General features: G+C 59.7%; 19 protein-coding genes and 2 pseudogenes. 12 read left to right on the top strand and 9 right to left on the bottom strand.

Annotated elements, in window-relative coordinates:
* The first annotated feature begins 195 nt into the window (after nt 1-195).
* The 12 genes and pseudogenes from ACODSK_RS10470 (at nt 196) to ACODSK_RS10415 (ending at nt 11,396) form a co-directional block, all read left to right on the top strand.
* On the top strand, nt 196-2,163 hold the full coding sequence (locus tag ACODSK_RS10470) for a DNA topoisomerase III (RefSeq protein WP_012723224.1): 1,968 nt from the start codon (nt 196-198) through the stop codon (nt 2,161-2,163).
* A 911-nt stretch (nt 2,164-3,074) separates the two neighbouring features.
* Nucleotides 3,075-3,659, top strand: a complete 585-nt coding sequence (locus tag ACODSK_RS10465; RefSeq protein WP_012723223.1) for an STY4534 family ICE replication protein — start codon at nt 3,075-3,077, stop codon at nt 3,657-3,659.
* 71 nt (nt 3,660-3,730) lie between these two features.
* Entirely contained in the window at nt 3,731-3,988 is a 258-nt protein-coding gene (locus ACODSK_RS10460) for a hypothetical protein (RefSeq protein ID WP_043205083.1), read from the top strand.
* A 100-nt stretch (nt 3,989-4,088) separates the two neighbouring features.
* Entirely contained in the window at nt 4,089-4,583 is a 495-nt protein-coding gene (gene radC, locus ACODSK_RS10455; RefSeq protein ID WP_012723221.1) for a RadC family protein, read from the top strand.
* Nucleotides 4,584-4,635: 52 nt separating this feature from the next.
* A pseudogene (locus ACODSK_RS10450) lies at nt 4,636-5,382 on the top strand (DUF5983 family protein).
* Between the two features lie 106 nt (nt 5,383-5,488).
* A complete protein-coding gene (pilL2, locus tag ACODSK_RS10445; protein ID WP_043205080.1) occupies nt 5,489-6,031 on the top strand; it encodes a PFGI-1 class ICE element type IV pilus protein PilL2 in 543 nt (180 codons plus the stop codon).
* Nucleotides 6,028-6,699 (top strand): hypothetical protein, encoded by a 672-nt coding sequence (locus ACODSK_RS10440; protein WP_012723220.1) that lies wholly within the window; start codon nt 6,028-6,030, stop codon nt 6,697-6,699. The genes pilL2 and ACODSK_RS10440 overlap by 4 nt, the downstream gene beginning before the upstream one ends.
* 9 nt (nt 6,700-6,708) lie before the next feature.
* On the top strand, nt 6,709-7,428 hold the full coding sequence (locus tag ACODSK_RS10435; protein ID WP_012723219.1) for a TIGR03759 family integrating conjugative element protein: 720 nt from the start codon (nt 6,709-6,711) through the stop codon (nt 7,426-7,428).
* The gene (locus ACODSK_RS10430) at nt 7,410-7,958 is read left to right on the top strand and encodes a lysozyme family protein (protein WP_012723218.1); all 549 of its coding nucleotides are present in this window, start codon (nt 7,410-7,412) and stop codon (nt 7,956-7,958) included. Before ACODSK_RS10435 ends, ACODSK_RS10430 begins: the two co-directional genes overlap by 19 nt.
* Nucleotides 7,955-8,461: an integrating conjugative element protein gene (locus ACODSK_RS10425; protein WP_012723217.1), complete on the top strand. Its 507-nt coding sequence runs from the start codon at nt 7,955-7,957 to the stop codon at nt 8,459-8,461. The genes ACODSK_RS10430 and ACODSK_RS10425 overlap by 4 nt, the downstream gene beginning before the upstream one ends.
* 9 nt (nt 8,462-8,470) lie before the next feature.
* Nucleotides 8,471-10,630 (top strand): type IV conjugative transfer system coupling protein TraD, encoded by a 2,160-nt coding sequence (gene traD / locus ACODSK_RS10420; protein WP_489015844.1) that lies wholly within the window; start codon nt 8,471-8,473, stop codon nt 10,628-10,630.
* Between the two features lie 37 nt (nt 10,631-10,667).
* Nucleotides 10,668-11,396, top strand: coding sequence for a TIGR03747 family integrating conjugative element membrane protein (locus tag ACODSK_RS10415; RefSeq protein ID WP_012723215.1), 729 nt, complete (start codon nt 10,668-10,670; stop codon nt 11,394-11,396).
* A 479-nt stretch (nt 11,397-11,875) separates the two neighbouring features.
* Here ACODSK_RS10415 and ACODSK_RS10410 read toward each other — a convergent pair.
* From ACODSK_RS10410 to ACODSK_RS10370, 9 genes and pseudogenes are all read right to left on the bottom strand, one after another.
* Nucleotides 11,876-13,304 (bottom strand): annotated as a pseudogene (locus ACODSK_RS10410) (IS1182 family transposase); the annotation flags it as partial.
* A gap of 338 nt (nt 13,305-13,642) precedes the next feature.
* On the bottom strand, nt 13,643-14,392 hold the full coding sequence (locus tag ACODSK_RS10405; protein ID WP_043206170.1) for a FadR/GntR family transcriptional regulator: 750 nt from the start codon (nt 14,390-14,392) through the stop codon (nt 13,643-13,645).
* A gap of 100 nt (nt 14,393-14,492) precedes the next feature.
* Nucleotides 14,493-14,852, bottom strand: coding sequence for an SDR family NAD(P)-dependent oxidoreductase (locus tag ACODSK_RS10400; protein WP_052308642.1), 360 nt, complete (start codon nt 14,850-14,852; stop codon nt 14,493-14,495).
* A gap of 29 nt (nt 14,853-14,881) precedes the next feature.
* On the bottom strand, nt 14,882-15,199 hold the full coding sequence (locus tag ACODSK_RS10395) for an SDR family NAD(P)-dependent oxidoreductase (protein ID WP_052308640.1): 318 nt from the start codon (nt 15,197-15,199) through the stop codon (nt 14,882-14,884).
* A 17-nt stretch (nt 15,200-15,216) separates the two neighbouring features.
* On the bottom strand, nt 15,217-16,689 hold the full coding sequence (locus ACODSK_RS10390) for a carbohydrate porin (RefSeq protein WP_012723213.1): 1,473 nt from the start codon (nt 16,687-16,689) through the stop codon (nt 15,217-15,219).
* 88 nt (nt 16,690-16,777) lie between these two features.
* The gene (locus tag ACODSK_RS10385; protein ID WP_043205078.1) at nt 16,778-17,566 is read right to left on the bottom strand and encodes an SDR family NAD(P)-dependent oxidoreductase; all 789 of its coding nucleotides are present in this window, start codon (nt 17,564-17,566) and stop codon (nt 16,778-16,780) included.
* 2 nt (nt 17,567-17,568) lie between these two features.
* Nucleotides 17,569-18,798, bottom strand: coding sequence for an MFS transporter (locus tag ACODSK_RS10380; protein WP_012723211.1), 1,230 nt, complete (start codon nt 18,796-18,798; stop codon nt 17,569-17,571).
* A gap of 56 nt (nt 18,799-18,854) precedes the next feature.
* Nucleotides 18,855-19,796 carry an NAD-dependent epimerase/dehydratase family protein gene (locus ACODSK_RS10375; protein WP_012723210.1) on the bottom strand — a complete coding sequence of 314 codons (942 nt, stop codon included), beginning with the start codon at nt 19,794-19,796 and terminating at the stop codon, nt 18,855-18,857.
* A gap of 5 nt (nt 19,797-19,801) precedes the next feature.
* The gene (locus tag ACODSK_RS10370; RefSeq protein ID WP_012723209.1) at nt 19,802-20,782 is read right to left on the bottom strand and encodes a fumarylacetoacetate hydrolase family protein; all 981 of its coding nucleotides are present in this window, start codon (nt 20,780-20,782) and stop codon (nt 19,802-19,804) included.
* Nucleotides 20,783-20,829 lie beyond the last annotated feature (47 nt).

Raw genomic sequence — 20,829 nt, 5'->3', positions numbered from 1 at the left:
CTTTGCGCGAAGTTGCTGGCGTGTTACTTCGCGCTGCTCGTGAAGATCCACACTGCCGTCGCAACGGGTTAGCAGCCTCGGCCCATTCAAGCCTGCCCTCACCGACTAATATGAGGGACCTGCCATTCAGGTTTCTCATATCTCGCCACTGCTGTTTCCAACAACGCTGCTCCGAATTCAATCAGGAGCAGTTCTATGCGCCTCTTCCTCTGCGAAAAACCTTCCCAGGGTCGGGACATCGCCACGGTACTCGGGGCCACTCGGCGTGGTGATGGTTGCCTGATCGGCACAGAGACAACCGTCACCTGGTGTATCGGCCACCTACTGGAGACAGCACCGCCTGAAGCCTATGGCATTCAGTACAAGAACTGGTCGTTGGATCATCTACCGATCATTCCCGCGCAGTGGAAGGTCGAGGTCAAACACAAAACTGCGGCACAGTTCAAAGTCATCAAGCGCCTGCTCAGTGAAGCCTCTGCTGTCGTCATCGCGACCGACGCCGATCGCGAAGGTGAGATGATTGCCCGCGAGTTACTGGAACTTTGCAACTATCGAGGTCCCGTTGAGCGCCTCTGGTTGTCCGCACTCAACGAGGTGTCGATTCTCAAAGCGCTGTCCTCGCTGAAGTCTGGTCAGGAGACCTTCCCGCTCTACCACTCAGCCCTCGCCCGCAGCCGGGCCGACTGGCTGATCGGCATGAACCTCAGTCGTTTGTTTACCCTGCTCGGTCGACGAGCGGGCTACGACGGTGTGCTGTCAGTGGGACGCGTCCAGACACCCACCTTACGTCTGGTGGTCGATCGGGATCGTGCGATTGCCAGCTTCGTCTCGGTGCCCTACTGGGACGTGGAGGTGCACCTGTCCTTCATGGGGCAATCATTCATCGCGTCGTGGTTACCACCCAGTTCAGGACGAGATGAGGCCTGTCGTTGCCTGCAGCAGGCGCTTGCCCGTCATGCTGGCCAAACAATCACTGACGGTAAGACCGCCACAGTACTCTCGTTGCAGACTGAGCATTTCCGAGAACCGCCGCCTCTGCCCTTCGACCTGAGCACACTGCAAGAAGTCTGCTCGCGCAAATTGGGGCTAGGGGTCCAGGAAACCCTGAACATCGCCCAAGCCCTGTATGAAACCCACAAAGCCACCACCTACCCGCGCAGCGATTGCCGCTATTTGCCAGCGAGTATGTTCGACGAGGTACCCACGGTATTCGATGCCCTGCTCAAAACGGATTCCGCACTACAGCCCGCATTTGAAAAACTTGATCGGTCATTACGTTCCCGCGCCTGGAACGATGCCAAGGCCACCGCGCACCACGGCATCATCCCCACCACCGAGCCGGCAAACCTGGCGCGGATGTCCGAGCAAGAACGCCAAGTCTACGAACAGATTCGTAACCACTACCTCGCGCAATTTCTGCCGCACCATGAATTTGATCGAACCCAGGTCGAACTGGAGTGTGGCAAAGAACGATTGACCGCGGTTGGCAAACAGATCCTGGTCCAAAGCTGGAAAGGCTTGCTCTACGACAACACCGAGGACGATGAGCCCAGTCAAAAATTCCAAGTCTTACCCGTCTTGCAACAGGGTACGCAGTGCGCAGTAAACGACGTCGAACTCAAGTCTATGCGCACCACAGCTCCCAAACCGCTGACCGAGGGCGATCTGATCAAGGCGATGAAAAACGTGGCCAAGCTGGTCAACGACCCGCGTCTGAAACAGAAGCTTCGGGACACCACCGGCATCGGCACCGAAGCCACGCGTGCCGGCATCATCAAGGGCTTGATCGATCGCGGTTATTTGCTGAAGAAAAAACGCGCCTTAATGGCCTCCGCCGCGGCCCATACCCTGATTGAGGCGGTACCCGCGGCCATCGCAGATCCGGGCATGACCGCGATTTGGGAGCAGGCTCTGGACGAAATCGAAGCGGGACGTCTGAGCCTGGATGCATTCGTCGCCAAGCAGGCGAGTTGGATTGCGCAATTGGTCGAACACTGCCGAGCGCTCACCTTGGCGTTACCGGTCGAAACCGGACCGGCTTGCCCCATTTGCAACGCCTCTATGCTCAGACGTACGGGAAAATCAGGGGCGTTCTGGTCGTGCTCCCACTACCCCGACTGCAAGGGCACTGTGCCGATCAGCAAAGATATACGGCGCCCATGACTCACCATTGAAGATCAACTTGAATATTGGGGCGACCTTTAAGGCAACGCACTCTGCCTTGACGTCATCCCACCCTCTCTGCTGTAGTGCCTCAGGATCATCGCCAACGGCGACCCAAGACCGATTCGCTCCGGGTAGCTCGGTCGAACTCTTAGAGTTCGGAGCCTTCTCTTCTGCGGAATTACATTCCCGTTTTGTGCTCGACCTGATCGTGGTGGCGGATGACCACTGTTGCCTCTGCCAGGCAATAGCGGTCATCCGCCTCGGCGATAGTATTCAGCCCCGGAGCCCACCGGGGAAACACTGGGCACCCTTTGTGCGCGGATGCGTGCCAGCATGTTCCGACCCAGGCCACGACAAGGGTCGGTTGGCGAATCATGATGCAGTTAAACCAAGCTTTGCGAGGAGCTTGTCGACTGCACAAGACCGTCAAAGGTGGCTTTTCTCTTCCTCGCCTGGCGACCCGTCAGGCTCACTCTTCATTTTCTTCATTCCAGTGACTGCCACTGAGTTCCGGCGATAAAAAACTGGGTTGCAGCGTCTTGACGCTCCCCTGTAACGGGCTTATACAAAGGGCGTGGTTCGCTGTCGTTGACAGCCCAGCCCAGGTAGCCAGAACCTTCAAGGCTACGCCACGTTCGTGGTGGTTTACCCAAGTGTGATCAGCGTTCGGAAGCTCGCACGGTTACCGCTTCAGCGGTGATGAATGCCCACTACCCCAGGATTGCGGACCACTACCGCAGACGTTCCTCTGCTGCATCGCTATTCCCCCAGACGCAAAGTTCTGCTCGTCATCGGCTTGCCGGTGCCAAGTCCTTCATCGCTCGCCTTCACCTTACCCACCCTGACGGGGGCTCACTTCCCCGTCAGGGCCTGTGCGTCGCCGTTCCCCTTGAAACAGGAGAACCACCATGGCCCACGCCAACCAATCCCAAGAAGCGACCACTTACTTCAACCTGCACACCGTCGGTATCGGTTACCTCAACCGTGTTCGAGAAGTCCAAGTCCGCCGCGGCCAGCCATTCATGGCCTGCGATATCGCAGCCCTGCACGGCGCCACCGATGCGGTCGAGTACACCCGCTTCGACTGCAAAGTCGCGGGGGGTGAAGCTGAACGCTTGATTCGTCTTTATATGGACGCCGTCAAGGCCGAGAAAAAAGTCTTGCTGTCGTTCCGTATTGGCGACCTGTGGATCGATCCGTTTCTCTACGAGAAAGGCGATAAACAAGGTCAACCAGGCGCCAGCCTGAAAGGTCGCTTGCTGTTCATTGACTGGATCAAGGTCAACGGCACGTTCGAGTACAAAGCGCCCGCCAGGCAGGAAGCAACAGCACCTGCTGAGCAAGCACCCACCAGTGAACCATCCCCACCATCGGCTGACGCCGAAGCTGAGGAGATCGACAACCCAACAGAGACTCAGGTCGAGCCTGACTCTCCTCCCACTCCCCGCACGGCGGCCCGCCGTGATGCCACCCGTACCGTTCAGTCCGCCTGAACAGTCCACGATGTTCCTCATCAAGGCGCTCCCCCGAGCGCCTTTTCTTCAATCCGCACAGGAGAACCGACATGGAATCCTTCTGGCTTTGCGACGACTGCCTGTTCGCTGTGGCGTACGAGGACTACAGCACGTTATCGCTCTACTACACGACGGATGAAATCGAGAAACGCATCGCCGGTATCCATCGTGGACTGGTTCGCTTAATACCCATCAGTGCCGACTTCGATCCCGAAACCGGCTGGGGAACAAAAGCCTTTTCCCCATTGCCCTGCGACGGTTGTGGCTCACCCCTACACGGTCAACGTCACCGATTCACCCGGCTGTAAACAGCGCGTCATCGGCTAATGCCCGCGACTCTATTTCCATCTAGGGGACGCCACTCCCCTCGGGCGTGTACCCCTGATTGTTCCCTTCGGAGGTACCACCATGAACACCCAATTCACACTAATTGAAACCTCGGATTTCGAGACTGATCGAATCAGCCAAGAAAACCAGGTGATCGACAAGGCACTGCATATTCTAGATCGTCGGCTGTTCGCCCGCGGCCCTAACCTGACGTCACCTGGTGCCGTGGCCTCATACCTAAAACTGCATCTTGTGCAACAAGAGCATGAAGTCTTCGGTGTGATTTTTCTCGATGCCCAGCACCGCGTGCTGGCGTTCGAAGTCCTCTTTCACGGCAGCATTGATGGTGCCAGCGTTTACCCCCGCCAAGTCGTTAAGCGCTCCCTCGCACATAACGCAGCGGCCGCCATCTTTGTGCACAACCACCCCTCTGGTTGTACGGAACCCAGCCAGGCGGATCGCGTCTTGACCGCACGGCTGAAGGAGGCCTTGGCCTTGATCGAAGTGCGCGTAATGGATCACTTCATCGTGGGTGAAGGTCGTCCTCTCTCCCTTGCCGAATATGGCTGGCTTTAACCCTCACAGGCGCCTTCGGGCGCCTTGTTCATTTTCATCCAGGAGAACTCTCATGCCCCCCACACCCCAAGCCCCAACCCTGCTGGCAGCTTCAAACCCATTTGCTCGCGGCTACGACAACCTTCATATCGAACGGCTGCTGCAGATCACCTACGAAGACGACTGCCCTCCCTGCTTTCGACCCGTACACGACTAACAAGCCCATCTGCCCGACGATGAGCTGCAGCTGTTCCCCTGTCTGTTCAATGACGATTTCGCCTTGATCAGCGAAGGCCAATCCATTCCGGTTGAGTTGGATGAACGCTGTCAGTCCTCCGGGCTGGTGCGCCAAGTGATCTACGCCGTGATGGGAGAAGTGCTCAACGAGCGGCATCACGTCGGCGACCTGTACTCCCTGGAAGAAGCCCAAGCCGTGTTCCATCGCTTGAGCTTCGAAACGGGGCACTACAGTCGAGCCTGGGAGATCAGTACCGCACACCTTCCCGAAGAAGCGATGCTTTATCTGGAAGAATGGGTCAGTCACTTCGTTCCGAGGCAAACTGGCCTCTTGTTCGAACTGTTCGCGTTGCCGGATTGCTGCGGTATCGGATGCAAACTGATCGGCACGCCATGGACGGACGACAACCTGCTGAACATTGAGAGCCAACCTTATTCAACCCTGAGACAAGAGCAGCTCGACGCCGGCACGCCGGAAACTTTGGTCAACGTACTGTATCTGGCGGCATTGGCGGATGTGCGATTGTTGATCTTCGACCCCGACGCTGCCGTCTTGGATGGGCTCGCCGTTTTTGATGAGTAACAATGCGTTCAGTTTTAACACGACCCGCCTTGAATCGACTTTCTCACTGAATCGCTCCTTCACCTCATGTCAGGTTCTGCACTGAATCTGACATGAGGTTTTTTCCATGGAGCGTTTTTTCACGCCTGTCTGCCTGCTGGGTTTGCTGAGCGCCTGCACCGCGCAAATCCCCAATACATTGCCGACCCATCCAGAAATCGACGGTGGCTCCAATCGGGCCCAGCACTCGAGGGGCACAGCCGAAGAAAGCCATCCGGCAGAACTTCGTTATGGCCGCTACACACTGGTCAGCACCGAGCCCACCGCGGAACAACGCGATCTTCTGGCCCAAATCATTGACGTGAACATCCCGTCCAGCCTGAGCCCTTTAGTGCAGGATGCATTGCAGTACGTATTGCAGCGCTCGGGCTATTCGCTCTGTCCAGTTTCCGCGTCGGTGAAGGTGCTGTTTACCCGGCCTCTGCCCGCAGCTCATTACCGGCTTGGCCCAATCCCGTTGCGCAACGCGCTACAAGTGCTGGCTGGCCCCGCCTGGCAACTCACGACCGATGAAGTCAGCCGTTCCGTCTGCTTCGAACAGCAGAAAACGGATGCCGGTGTCGCGCTGATCAGCCCGGCCTCGCCCCGTCAGCCGGAGGCACGCCCATGAAAGCCTCGACGTTTCAAACCCTCATCATTGGGCTGCTTTGCCTCGCGGTCGCCGGTCTGAGCGGTGGTTTGTATAACCAATATCAACACCTGGCCGAGCTACAGAGCACGAACACCCAATCCCAACAAACCCTGGACACCCTGCAACGTGATTCAAACGCCCTCAAGGATACACAGGAAAAACTGCAGTACGCGCTGAAAGACCTGAAGCAGATGGTCGATACCGGTGAGCAACAGGCCAATACCCTCGATCCCATGCTGGATCAATGGGCGCAAGAAATACAGGAACTGCGCGACGGTCTGACAGCCCGCGCCACCGCAGCGGACATGACCGCGCTACGCGCACGCCTTGAGCAAGTCGAGCAACAGCTCCTGGAGCTCAAGACCCAGCCATCAACTCCACCATCGACGTCTTCCACGGCCAAGCCGAAACAGACCGCTCACCCCAAACCCATCTCGCTCTCGCCGCCGTTTTCAGTGTTGAGTGTCGAGTCCCGCGGGGGTGAGCGTTTTCTGGCGGTCGCACCTCATGACAGCCGCTCGCTCAGGGATGTTCGGCTGCTGCATAGCGGAGAGCAGCAAGGGGCTTGGCGCCTGAAAATACTGGAGCCGAACTCAGCCATCTTCGCAGTGGTCGCTCAGCCAGACCAGACCGTGCACCTCCCTTGAGAAGCGATCATGAACAGAGCGCTACTCCCCGCCGTCGTCTGTCTCGTTTCGCTACTGGCCACGGGCGCTGCGATGGGCAACCCCGTCACGACACAGTCACGGACCCAGGACACGCAGTCTGCTCCGCTGGGGCGCTCTGACTCTGAACAGGCGGCGAGCTGGGGTCTGACGGAGCAGGAGTGGACGCGCTTCGAACAGATCCAAGCCGGCCCACGCGGTTTCTGGAGCCCGAACCTCGATCCGTTGACCGCACTCGGAGTCGAGGCCGAGACCGACCAAGAACGCCAGCGCTATGCCGAATTACAGGTAGCGCTGGAAGCCAAACGCGCCGAGCGCGAGTTAGCCTATCAAAACGCTTACACCACGGCCTGGGCCAAGCTGTTTCCCGGGCTGCTGCCGATCCAGGGCATGGCATCCCCGCCCCCTGCCAGCTCATCGGCCGCGCCGCGCCAGGCCCTGTTTGTCGAGGACCACTGCCCAGCATGCACCGCCGAAGCGCAACGCCTGCAAAGCAGTGATACGGCGTTCGATATCTACCTGGTCGGCAGCCAAGGCGAGGATGAACGCGTCCGTAGCTGGGCTCGGCAAGCCGACATCGATCCGGCCAAGGTTCAACGCCGGCAGATCACCCTAAACCATGACCGTGGTCGCTGGCTCAGCCTGGGTGCCTTGGGGTCATTGCCTGCCACATTTCAACAGGTGAATGGACAATGGCAACGCCTCGATTGAGTGGTATTGCGCTCCTGCTGACGATGCTTGCCGTCCAGGCGGATGAACTCCCGCCGCCTGCCTACCAATTGGCGGCGCATGACGCCGACATCCCTTCTACGGTGCTGTTTGCGATTGCCCTGCAGGAGAGTGGCATTCGCGTCCGAGGTCGGCTGCTGCCCTGGCCGTGGACGCTGAATATTGCCGGTACCCCTTACCGCTTCGCCACTCGCCAGGCCGCCTGTCACGCCTTGCTTCAGGCGCTAGCCCGACAAAACGCCAAGCGGGTCGATGCCGGACTCGGGCAAACCAACCTGGGTTATCACGGGCAACGTTTTTCCAGCCCTTGTGAAGCCCTCGACCCCTACCGAAATCTCGCGGTGACCGCCGCGCTGTTGCAGGAGCATCACGCCGCCACCGGTGATTGGGTATTGGCTGCCGGGCGCTATCACCGCCCAGCGGGAGGTATACCTGCCGCGCGTTACCGCGCCGAATTTACCCGGCAATTCGAACGGTTGCTGGTTTCCTTCAAACAGGGCACACCACCATGAAGCGAATCCCAATCGCCTGTTATTTCACCTTGCTCTTGGCACCCTTCGCCCAACCGGAATTGACCATAGCCGGGGATCAGCCTAGCGACTACACCCGACCAGCTGCCAGGCCGTCAATAAGCAACGGGGCCCAGCCTGATCGGGCTATGCATGCGGACCTGTCCGCGTTTGCCGATGAAGCCTGGATACTGCCGATCCGCAGCTCTCACTTGAGCCCCGGCCATATCACGTCTCGCACGCTGGACATGCCGGGTTTGCGGCCATTTTTCCTGGTCGGTGACGATCCCCAATCACTGGCTTGGTTGCATCAACGTGCGACGGAACTGCAGGAAATGGGCGCGGCTGGCCTCGCCGTCGAAGTGGCCGACACTGAAGCCCTGGCCCGAATTCGCGCAGCCGCTCCGGGCATCACCATCCTGCCGGTCAACGGCAACGACATTGCCATTCGCCTGCAGATTGAGCACTACCCCGTCTTGATCACTGCCACCTCACTGGAACAGTGAGTCCAGGTCATGGCCGAGCATGCGATGGAGTCCAAGCTCCGGCCGGCAGTGGAGCTGTACACGGTAGCGATCTGCGTCGCTGCCGGAGTGTTGTGCCTGTACTCGCCCTGGGCTGTGGCCCTGTCACCCGAGATCGGTGTGGTTGCAGCGCTGGCCTATGCCCTGTTCGGCCTGATCCGGCTGCAACAAGCCTGGGAGGTGCTGCGCTATCGGCGCAATATCCGCCGGCTGCCTCGCTACGAACTGACCAGCCGACAGATTCCGGTCAGTCGTAAGCGTTTGTTCATGGGCCGCGGCTTTCGCTGGACACGCCTGCACACCCAGCGCTTGGCGGAGGCCCAGGATCCGGCGGTTGCTCATTATGTCGACCAACCGACCTGCTATCGTCTGGCCCGTGAACTCGAACGGCGCCTGGAACATGCGCCATTTCCGCTCTCGACCCTGGCGCGTGTCACGGCCTGGGACAACGCCTTCAATCCGGTGCGCCCTTTGCCCCCGGTAGGCGGCTCGTCGCTGCTACATGGGGTCGAGCCCGACGAAACGGAAGTCAGTCTGCCGCTGGGTGAACGGGTCGGACACACCCTGGTGCTGGGCACTACCCGCGTCGGCAAGACGCGGCTGGCTGAGGTGTACATCACCCAGGACATACACCGAGTCGAACACGAGGTAGTGATTGTCTTCGACCCGAAGGGCGATGCCGACCTGCTCAAGCGCATGTACGTCGAAGCCAAACGCGCCGGTCGGGAGAAGGAGTTTTATGTGTTTCATCTAGGCTGGCCGGAGATCTCCGCGCGCTACAACGCCGTGGGACGTTTCGGGCGCATCTCGGAAGTGGCGTCGCGCATTGCTGGGCAGCTCAGTGGTGAAGGCAACTCCGCAGCCTTTCGTGAGTTCGCCTGGCGTTTCGTCAACATCATCGCCCGCGCACTGATCGAGCTGGGCCGACGCCCGGACTACCTGCAGATCCAGCGACATGTGGTCAACATCGACGCACTGTTCATCGAATACGCCCAGCAGTTTTTCGCCAAGACCGATCCGAAGGCCTGGGAAGTGATCGTCCAGCTTGAAGGTAAGCTCACCGAGAAGAACATTCCCCGGCATATGGTCGGCCGCGAAAAGCGCGTGGTGGCCATCGAACAATACCTGGCAGTGAAACGAGTCTTTGATCCGGTGCTGGACGGGCTGCGATCGGCAGTGCGCTATGACCGCACCTACTTCGACAAAATCGTCGCCTCGCTGCTGCCGCTGCTGGAAAAACTCACCACCGGCAAGACCGCGCAGTTGCTGGCCCCCAATTACACTGATCTGGAGGATCCACGGCCAATCTTCGACTGGATGCAGATCATCCGCAAACGCGGCATCGTCTATGTCGGTCTGGATGCGCTGACCGACGCGGAAGTGGCTGCCGCCGTAGGCAACTCCATGTTCGCCGATCTGGTCTCGGTGTCTGGGCACATCTACAAGCATGGCATCGACCATGGCTTGCCTTCCGCAGGCAGCAGCGCCGACAAGCTACCGATTAACCTGCATGCCGATGAGTTCAACGAGTTGATGGGTGATGAGTTCATTCCGCTGATCAACAAGGGCGGCGGAGCGGGCATCCAGGTGACGGCGTACACCCAGACCCTCAGCGATATCGAGGCGCGCATCGGCAACCGCGCGAAAGCCGGCCAGGTCATCGGTAATTTCAACACCCTGCAGATGCTCCGAGTGCGCGAAACCGCCACTGCGGAGCTGCTCACCCAACAGTTGCCTAAGATCAACGTGCTGACCAAAACCTTGGTCTCGGGTGCCACAGACACCTCCGACCCCGAGGCCAACACGGACTTCACCTCGTCCTCCCAAGACCGGGTCAGCAGCACCAGCGTGCCCCTGATCGAGCCGGCTCACATCGTCAGTTTGCCCAAAGGGCAGATGTTCTCCTTCCAGGTGGGAGGGCAGCTCTGGAAAGTCCGCATGCCACTGCCCAAGCCTTCGCCGGACGATGCCATGCCCAAGAATCTGCAGGAGCTGACTCAGCGGATGCGCGCCAGCTACAACGAGCAGGCGGGACACTGGTGGAGTGCCAGCGGGGGCGGTCCCACGCTCGACTTCGATCCGGACCGAGTCACGCCAGCCCGCCCCTCTGTAGCGGTGGACACAAGTGGGCCTACTCAGGAGGTCCCATGACGATGTCGGCCCAGCGCGCCTCGCGGAGTCAAGGAGGATGACTTCAGCTCAGCGCCCTCCACCGCAACCCATCCAGCGCCCTGGGCTGATCGTCTCGGCGATTAGCCTGGTCTTGCGCATTATCGGTTTGCTGATCGCCTCGTTGCTGTTCTCAATCCTGGTCGAGTTCGTCGGTCTGCTGCTGTTCTGGGGCGATCAAGGCTGGCGACACAGTCAGGCGATGCTGAGCAGTGAACTGGGCTGGCTCAGTGAGCACTTCAAATCCTCACTGATCCTCCAGAGACCTGGACAGACGGTTGTCCAGTGGCTGGACTTCCTCCATCAATGGTTGTTGGTCAACACCGGTTTTGCGGATTTCGCCCAGCAGGCGCGGATGTCGAGCCAGGACAACGGTTCGTGGGGAGGGATTAATCAGCTGTATGTGAGCATTGAGGATTTTGTCCTGGCGGCGGTGTATGTCAGCTTCACCTTCGTGGTGCGTCTGAGCATTCTGGCCCTGGCGACCCCCTTGTTTCTGCTGGCCATGTTCACCGGTTTCATTGACGGTCTGATGCGCCGCGACCTGCGCAAATTCGGTGCGGGACGAGAAAGCAGCTTTGTTTATCACCGGGCCAAGCGAGCGGTCATGCCACTGCTGAGCGTACCCTGGATCCTTTATCTGTCGCTGCCCTTTTCGCTCAATCCCATGGCGGTATTTCTGCCATGCGCCGTGATGCTCGGGGTGGCCATGGCCATCACGACGGCGACGTTCAAAAAATATCTCTGAGTGCGACACGAATACTCTCTGTTGGAATGTTCAGCACCGGAGCTAATGAGATGCCCATGCTCGCGGGCGTAAGTAGCCGTCAGTTCCGCGTTAGTGGACATCCCTTACAGCTGGCAGGGCCTTGCTCCTGATAACAGCACTTTTTTTCCGATCCACAGTTCTATTCTCGGCCCCCTGGCCCAATGCTTCCAGTTAGGGGTATGAGTAGTTACATAGTCTTGCCCACCCGTTTGCATTCGACCCGACTAGCCATTTGCATCAGATTTGACCACCTCGCTTCGTGGCGATAACCGGCAGAGAACGGCCCAGAGTGTGTAGAAACGCTATGGGTGCAGAGAGTTGGGTAATCGGTGTTTTTTTTCGCTGCGCAGGATGTCTCTAGGGGCCTCGACCAAGCCAAATCAGTGTTGCTGGTATTGATTGGCACTTGCCGAGCGGGGCCCGTTAGATGCGGTTATTGCAATGTTAAAAAGGCCGCAGGCCTTCATCGCCGCCATCAAGGCTTCACTGCCCAACAGCCGTAGCACGCATTTGAGGTTATAGGCGAGTACATGCAGGCTCATCTCGGTGCTCACCCGGGCAAGGGTTTTTGGTGAGGAAGTGCGTGGCCCCCATCCAGGACTTCAGTGTGCCGAAGGGATGTTGAACCGTTTGGCGGCGGATCCGCATCATTTCTGGTGCTTGATCAAGGCGACTCTGCATCATCTCAAGTATCGACTCAAGCTCCCAGCGACTAACTTGCCGCTCAGAGCTGGCGTGCAGCGCTACTTTTGTGCTCAACTCTGACAGTGCGAACTCCAGTAACAATGCAGCTTCAGCCCTTTCTCAACACTTGAGAAACGCCAGATCAAGCTTTGCCCAGCAGGGCATCGATACTCGTTCGTTGATGCGTCATAGATGAAATCATCTTTGCCGAAGCGGCCAGCCGCTGTCGTTCCCGAGGTCAGCGTCTCGGGCACGAAAACAGTAATTCCAGCTTCATGGCACGCCAGGATTTCTTCGCCTTTGAAATACCCTCTGTCTGCGACTGCCGACAGTTCTTCGACACCCATGGCCGCTCGTGCATGCTTGGCCATCGAACTCAGCTGGTTTTGATCCACGCCATCATTCGTTACCTCGTGCGCCACCATCAGGTGGTGCTTCGCATCAGCTGCAGTCTGGACGTTTGTAGCCGACCATTCCTGTTCCGCGCGTCTTCATCGAGCGAGCATCAGGATCGGTTAGCGAGATCTGTTTATCCGGCGCTTCGTTTAGCTGTACCTCGATTTGCTTGAGCTCCTGCATCTTGGCTTTCAAGGCCGCGATCTTGTCATGGAGGCATTCGGCTTTGGCCTAGGCAACGGAAGGCTCCTGACGGTCTGCGATATCAAGTGCGGTCAGATAGCGATTGATACTGGACTCAACTTCCTCCATTCGCCGTCGAAGTTTGGCACTGGTGAAGTTCCGATCCCGATCATTGACCGCCTTGAACTTGCTGCCGTCGATGGCAACGAGCGCTTCCGAGAACAATCCCAGTTGCTGGCACAACACCACAAATTGACGACAGATCCCGCGAATTGCCTTGCCATTGTTTTTGTGGAAATTGGCGATGGTTTTGAAGTCCGGCATCAAGCGACCAGTCAACCACATCAACTCGATGTTGCGCTGGGCTTTTCGCTCCAGGCGCCGGCTTGATTGAATACGGTTGAGGTAGCCGTATATGTAGATCTTCAGCAGGATCGCGGGGTGGTACGGGGGCCTCCCTGTATCTGCGGGAATGATGCCTTCAAAACCCAGCTTGCCCTGGTCGAGTTCGTCGACAAAGACGTCGACTATACGCACCGGGTTGGTATCGCTGACATAGTAGTCGAGGCTTTCGGGAAGCAAGCTGCTTTGACCTCGGTGTTCGCCTTGAATAAAGCGTTTCATGGGCGATCCCTGCGATGAAATCATCAGAAATCATAGCAAGGGTTCTGGGAGGCGTTTTTACACACTCTGGGCCCTAAGCAGCCGTCGCGTCAGCGTGTATTTGCAACCTACAGACTGGCGGACGCTGAGAGTTCGAATCGCTCCTTCATCGCATAATTCTGGCAACACTTGCATGACTGTGTGGTTGAGGCGGCCTGGGAGACTTCCACCTGGAGAAGAAAGAACCGCACGGAGGGCGGTTTTGTACGAAGCGGGTAAGAGTTGGAAGCGGTAGCTGCCGCTGCTTTCCTGACTCAGCTTTGTAGGGAGTCGTGGGCCATTCAACACAATTCAGGCTGCTACCGGAGGCGTATCTCTTCCTCCTCGTGCGCTTGGCCAAACTGCTCTTTACTCCGGCTTAAGTGCATGCGCATGGCCATTCTCGCTCCTTCACTGTCACGACGGGCGACAGCGTCATAAATTGCTTCATGCTCGTGCTTCAAACGAAGCATGTAACTGGCTTGATCGTGGTGTCCCAAGCGCGCGGAATCGAGCCAGGTACGCGGAATGATGCCTGTGCCAAGGTGGTTGATGATATCAGTGAAATACCGATTGCCACTGGCCTGAGCGATGCACTGGTGGAAACGATAGTCCGCAGACGCCTTATCGGTGGAGTGAGCAGCTCCCTCGTTGAGCTCATCCAACGCGGCCCGCATGTCAGCCAGCTGCGCATCACTACGCCGCTGCGCAGCCAGCCCAGCCGACTCTATCTCCAAGGCGATACGCAGTTCCAGAATCGCTAGCACTTCGCGGATGGTGACCATAGTGGAAGGGTCTAGTCGAAATGAATCGGTACATGGCGGACTCAGGACAAAGGAACCGATGCCATGGCGGGTCTCAACCTGTCCGGCCGCCTGCAGCCGCGACATCACTTCACGTACCACAGTGCGGCTGACGCCCTGCTCGGCCATGAGCTGCGATTCGGTCGGCAACTGGTCGCCGCGCTTGAGCTGGCCACTGCGAATGCGCTCGGTCAGCACCATAACCACTTGCTGAGTCAAGCTTCGCGGTTTGCATTTTGGCTGTGCCAGTATCCGCTGCTCGGTAATGCCCACTATACCTCCTTCAGAACCAACCACCATGATACCCCAAGCGGCCAGACCTGCAGGAAGCCTAGCCACTGGGCCGGAGTGCATGAGACAGCAGCTATCAACCGAGCAAAAAACCACCATCAACGTTGAAGACCTGGCCGGTAATGTAACCGGACTTCTCCGAAGTCAGGAAGGCCAGCAGCCCGCAGAGGTCCTCTGGCACGCCCGTGCGCGTTATCAACTGCGCCTCGCGCATGAACAGGTCACCCGGCAAAGCGGCTTCAGTGCCACGATGACGGATCAGGCCAGGGGAGATGGCATTCACGGTGATGCCGCAATCACCCAGCTCCGCAGCCAGTGCCCGGGTCAGGCCGATGACTCCGCACTTGCTGGCGATGTAGGCGAAGAAGCCTTTCTGCGGTCGCCCGGTATTGCTCGACGCCATATTGACGATCCGCCCCCAGCGGCGTTCGGCCATGCCGGGGGTGAACGCCTGGCCAAGGTACGTTACCAGGTGTCCACGTCGGTTTCCGCCAGGCTGCGCAAAAATGGGGTGAAGGCGGCGTTGTTGACCAGCATCGCAGCGCCCGAATCGCGCCAGTACCGCCTACGCGAAACCCGAGACAGCGGCAGATCGACCAGGTCACAGCATTGCGCCCAAGCCGTGCCGCCGTGTTCGATGATCTCGGCGACGGTGCCGTCGGCTGGCTCGGGGTCCGTCAGCGCCAGGTTGAAGCCGGCGGCAGCCAGCAGCAGCGCGAACACCTTGCCCAGGCCACTGGCAACACCGTTGACGACGGCTATTCGAGAGTTGGATGGGAACATCAAAGGGTTATTCCTGTTTATCTCAGGCCGCTCAGGCCCAGCAATTGATCAAGCTGTACATGCAACAGCACACCGAATGCGTAGCCGTCTCGCGGGTTTTCGCCGGTGCGAGGATTGAGCCAGCTGCTGGCGCCAAACGTACGGGTCACGAAGGGGCTGAGGACGATGCTGTCGTTCAGTACGAAGTTGGCGTCAAGGCTGATGGCGTATTCGTCCCGCCCTGGCCGATAGTCGCCACCGCCACTGCTCACCGCATGGGTTTCCTCGAGGAAGCCCTGCTGGCGATCGGTGAGCTGCGCCCAACTGGCCTTGACGGAGTAGCTGTCGAAAGGCCGACTACGGAAGGGTCCCGACAAGATCAGGCCAAGGTCGCCCTGGTTGCGCACGCCGGTCTCGGTGGTGTCCTCGAAGACGTGGGACAGGCTGCCGTGAACGCTCAGGGCCGTGGGGTTGCGTTCCCCTGCTCGCCCACCGTCAAGGCGCCAGAAAGTCTGCTTCGCACCCAGGTAGAAGCCCCTGACGCCATCATGGGTCGCGGCTTCTGCCTGGCTGGTGGCGCGCGACGTGCCGTCGACGGTGTAGTAAGGATCTTTCTGCCGACGGTTGTTGTAGAAGCCCATCAGCTCGAAGGATGTCGGGTAGGTCGATATCGAGAAGTCGGTGCGGTAGGCAAGATTGGCGAGGTAAGCCGTACTGAGCGTGCCGCCGCTGTCGCCTTCACGCCGCTCCCAGCCGTTGGTGAAGGGGTAGGCGTTGTTACTGCGCCAGGCGCCGAGCTGAGCGCGCCACCGCGGGCTGAAGTCATAGGCGCCACGGAGACCCCAGTTGGCATACGGCGGTGGATTGATCCCCGCAGTGTCCTGCAGGATGGCAGGGCTGACGCAGCCGAAGGGCAAGTTGCACATGGGCAATGCGAAATAGTTGCCAGCATTGCTCTTGCCTGCTTCGAGTGTCAGACGATCCTCGAGCAGGCGCTGTTCGTAGGTGAACAATGTCAGGTGACTTACTTTGGGAATGTAGGGAGCGGGTTTGCCCACAGTGACACCCCCTACTTGACCGCCATAGGCGATATTCGAGGTCCAGGGAACATACAGTTGCTGGAAATGGACCACGCCGCCGTCGATGCCGGCCAGCTTCTGCATGTCGAAATCCGCGCCAATGCCAAACAACGTCAGCGATTCATGATTGCCGGTGTCCAGGCCAGTGCTCGGGTTGCGCAGATAGATCTGGGTCATGTCCAGCTTCGGACTGATGCCGTGATCAGCCAGCCCACGGCCCTGCTCTTCAAAAGGTCGCCCGGGGGTGGCAGGCTTGCGAGGCTCGGGGCTCAGTACCCGAGGGCCCTGCCGCTCGTTGGGAAGGCTGTTGTCGATACTGGACGGCAGTTGCAGCCGCTCTCCCTGCTCTCGCGCCAACTCGATCGCCTGCCCCCCGCTTGCGGCGGTGAGCAGCAGGGATGCAGCAAGGACCTTTGCATGTACGTAGTTCATGTGGACTGACCTTATTGTTGTTTTTTTAAGACAGATGTTGCCCGTCCGCGCCGCCTGAGTACGGCGCGGGGGGAGACTGAACGACGATTCAGCCGGCTGTTGCGCCGGCGTCTATGGCAAGATCCGCCCCGGTGACCCAGGCGGCTTCATCCGAAGCCAGGTAAACCGCGGCCCAGGCGACGTCGTCTGGTTGACCGAGACGCTGGCGCAAAAATTGTCGCCCCAGCGCCGTCTGACGCAGCCCTGGATCCCGTGCCATGTGTGCCCGGGTAGCGGCGGTTTCGATGAGTCCTGGTGACAGGCTATTGACCCTGATGCGGTGTGGCCCGCCCTCCATCGCCAGTTGCCGGGTCATGGCAAGTACCCCGCCCTTACCGGCGCAGTGAGCCAGGGCCGGCGAGCCTTCAAGCGCCATGCGAGCGTTGGCCGAGGCGAAATTGATCACCGAGCCGCCGCCCCTGGTCTTGAGCACTGGCCAGGCCGCCTTGCAGGCGAGGAAGACGATGTCCAGCTCTCCGGTCAATGTGCGCCGCCACTGGCTCTCGTAGTCCATCTCCTCGATCCAGGCGAAGGCGCCGAACGCCGCCGCATTGACCAGGCAATCGAAACCGCCATCACCCTGTGCACAGGCCCATTTCACCCACTCTTCAACCGCTTGTGGCTGAGTCAGGTCGCAGCAGTGCACGGCAAAGGATTCGTGCCCCTCTGCCTGGGCAAGGGCCAAGGTTTCGGCCGCCGCCTCAGGGTCCCAATCACAGCCAAGAACCCTGGCACCCTGGCGGGCAAACAACAAAGCGCAGGCCTGGCCGATGCCATTTCCGATGCCGGTGATCAATGCAGTCTTGCCAGCCAGGCGCTGTCCATTCATGGTGCTCATGTTCAAGCTTCCTCAATGTTGCAAGCGTTCGATAGAAAGGCAGAGCGGGGACGGCTAAGCATGGCGCAGAGCAGCGCGACCACCGCCATCGACAACAGGATCCAGGCAGCCAGTCCCACGGTCGCAGCCACCCCGCCGGTGTATGGCGTGGCCGCAACGATCAGCAGCGGGCTCAGGAAAGCGCCCAGGCAGTAGCTGCCATACCAGATGCCGGTTCCTAACCCGCGCCGATGTGACGGCAATTCGCGCATGTTCCAAATCGCGAGGCTGGGTAGCATCAGGCCGCAACCCAGGCCATTAATTAACGCAATCAGCAGCATCAGTTGCACATCTTTCGCCCAGGGCACCATCAGGAAGCTGAGACCGATCAAGGCAAACGCGACGGCCAGGCAGTGCGGGATCCGCAGTTTCAGGCGCAGCAGCAGGTGCACGCTCAGGGTACCGAGCACGATCATGACGCTTCCCGCCGATGCGATCATGCCCGCGGTGCTTGGCGAACCGTGGCCGATATCACCCAGCAGGTAAGCCAGCTGGATCTGCATCACCATGAACGCGGCGCCGCCTGCAAGGGTGAGTGCGCAAATCACAGCCAGCAGAGAAGGACGCAAGCGTACAGAGCCTTCCTGGGACTGGCCGGCACCGCCCTCGGCCATGGGCTCCCTCAGCAGGAAGTAGGCGAACACGGCCATGACTATCGCTACCAGGTAAACAACGTAGGGCACCTGCCAGCCGAATTCGCCCAACGCCCCGCCGATCATGAAGAACAGAATGGCCGAACTGGCAGCGAATGTAGTCTGCAGCGCCAGGTAACGTTGGCGCAGCGCCCCGTTGTAGTAGTCACCGATCAGTGTCGTACTGATCGTCACGACACCTGCCTCCATACAGCCGAGCAGGATCCGGCTGACAATGATGGCGTGCAGCGAAGGCAGTACGAGCGGTAGCACGCCCATGACGCCATAGCCGACCATGGCGATGATCAGCAGCCGTTTGCGACCAACCCGATCAGCGAAAAAACCCACCAGCGGGCTAAGCAAGGCCACCATCAGACCAGGGATGGCCAATGACACAGGGACCAGGAACTCGACATTGGGAACGTGGGCAAAATGGGCCTGCATCTGTGGCAGGCTCGGCGCGACGATAATGGCTGCCAGAGGCGCAAGACAGTTAATGAGCAATAGCAGGTAGGTCGCAATGCGCGCTACCGGACGACCAGCAGTGACAGAGGTGTTCATGGTGTTCTCCAGTGTTCTTGTTATTGTTCTTTTTTGTCGAGCACGCGGATTACGGGTTATCCGTCGAGGGTTCGGGCGATCAGCCCGGCAAGGTCCCCGTCATGTGCAAAGCCAAGGCGCTCGGCCACAGGGGTCGCCAGCGCCGGATACTTTGCAAAAGCCTGCGCCAGGGCGGGATCGGGGCGATAGCTGACCAGTTGCTGGCGGTCCTCGCCATATCTCTGGCACAGGCCCTCCACCACCGCCTCAACGCTCAGGTGCAGCACGGGCAAGGTGATCGTGCGGTGTCCGGCCAGCGACACGGCAGGCTGACGCGCAGCATGCAGGAGGTTGTCCACGCAGCAGGCCACCGACATCCACCAGGCGGTGCCCTGCGGGCTTACCGGGCAAACGAACGGCTGGCCGTCGCGCAGGCTCCAGAACAGGTCGCTCATGAATGCCGACAGGAGTCCGGACGGCTGGGGTGGCCTGGCCACGATGCCAGGCAGGCGCAACGCGATGCCATCCAGCTCGCCTCGACGGGAAAAGTCCTCCAGCAACAATTCACCAATGAGCTTCTGGGTGCCGTAGCTCAGTTGGGGGAGCAGCGGCGCCGACTCATCCATGGGGCCCTCCGGCAGCGCGCCATAAACGGCGATGGTGCTGGCAAAAACCACGCGTGCGGGGTGTTCCTGTGAACGCAAGGCCTCGAACAGCGCCAGGGTGGCATCAAGGTTGACCCGTCGGCCCAGCTCATATTCACGCTCGGCGAGCCCTCCGGGCACGCTGCCCAGATGGAAAAGTACTGCCACCGGCTCATCCAGCGTATCGGCGATCAGCGCTGGATCGTTCAGGTCGCCCTCCAGGCAGCGAACCCGAGGGTCGCGCAGCGGCTGCTCGAAGGCAAGATCCAGCAGCGTGAGGCGGCTCCAGCCTGGCAAGGCACGGGGGTCTGCAAGCAGGCGGCTGACCAGGTTCTGGCCGACAAAACCGTTGGCCCCGGTAATCACGACATGCATTGGCGTCACTCCGCAGCCACGAAACGGTGGTCGATGGCGCCGAACACGCTGTGCCCATCACGCCCCAGGATCTCGAAACGCAGCCGATCACCAAAGCGCAAGAACTGCGTGCGCGCCTCGCCGAACTCAATCATTTCCACTGCCCTGCGTTCCGCCAGGCACGCCGAACCTACCTCGCGCCAGCCACGGTTGGAGAAGGTACCCGAACCCAATACCGTGCCAGCGCCCAGCTTGCGGGTGCGGGCCAAGTGCATGACCAGTTCCGGGAAGCTGAAGTCCATCTCAGCCCCATTAGGGTGGCCGAACAGTTCGCCATTGCAATGCACATGCAAGTCCAGGTGCACGCGGCCGTCGCACCAGTCCCGGCCCAGTTCATCCGGGGTGACCGCCACCGGGGCAAACACCGTGCTCGGTTTGGACCGCAACGGGCCGAAGCCAATGCTCACCTCCTTGAACAGGTGGGCTCGCAGGCTGACGTCGTTGAGCAACATCAGCAGCTTGATGTGCCCGGCGGCTGCCGCTGGCTGCACGCCCATGGGGACATCGTCGAGAATCACTGCAACCTCCCCTTCGAAGTCGATCTGGTGCTCCTCGCCCTGCACCGGATAGTCGTCGCAAGGGCCCATGAAGTCATCACCTGCGCCCTGGTAGAGAATCGGGACGCCAGGGTCTTTCTTGATGTCCAACTTGTAGGCCTGCTCCATCAGGTTGCCGTGGTTGAGAAACGCCGACGCATCGGCCCACTGGTAGGCCCGAGGCAACGGCGCCATGGCCAGGCGCGAATCGAAGTCGAAGGCGTCTGCCTCCAGGCCATCATTCAATCGCTGGTAAATTGCCTGAAGCAAGGGCTCGCAGCGATCCCATTGCTCGATGGCCGCTTGTAGCGTGCCGGCGATGCCGCCGGCCAGGGTCGCACGACGCAGATCGCGGGAAACGATGACCAGTTGGCCGTCGCGGTTACCGTTCCTGAGGGTTGCCAGTTTCATGGTTGTGCTCCTTGTCCGGCCCAGAGGACCGGTAATTCGATGAGTTC

The organism is Pseudomonas sp. FG98, from assembly GCF_057808595.1.
This window is presented reverse-complemented; position numbering and strand designations above follow the sequence as displayed.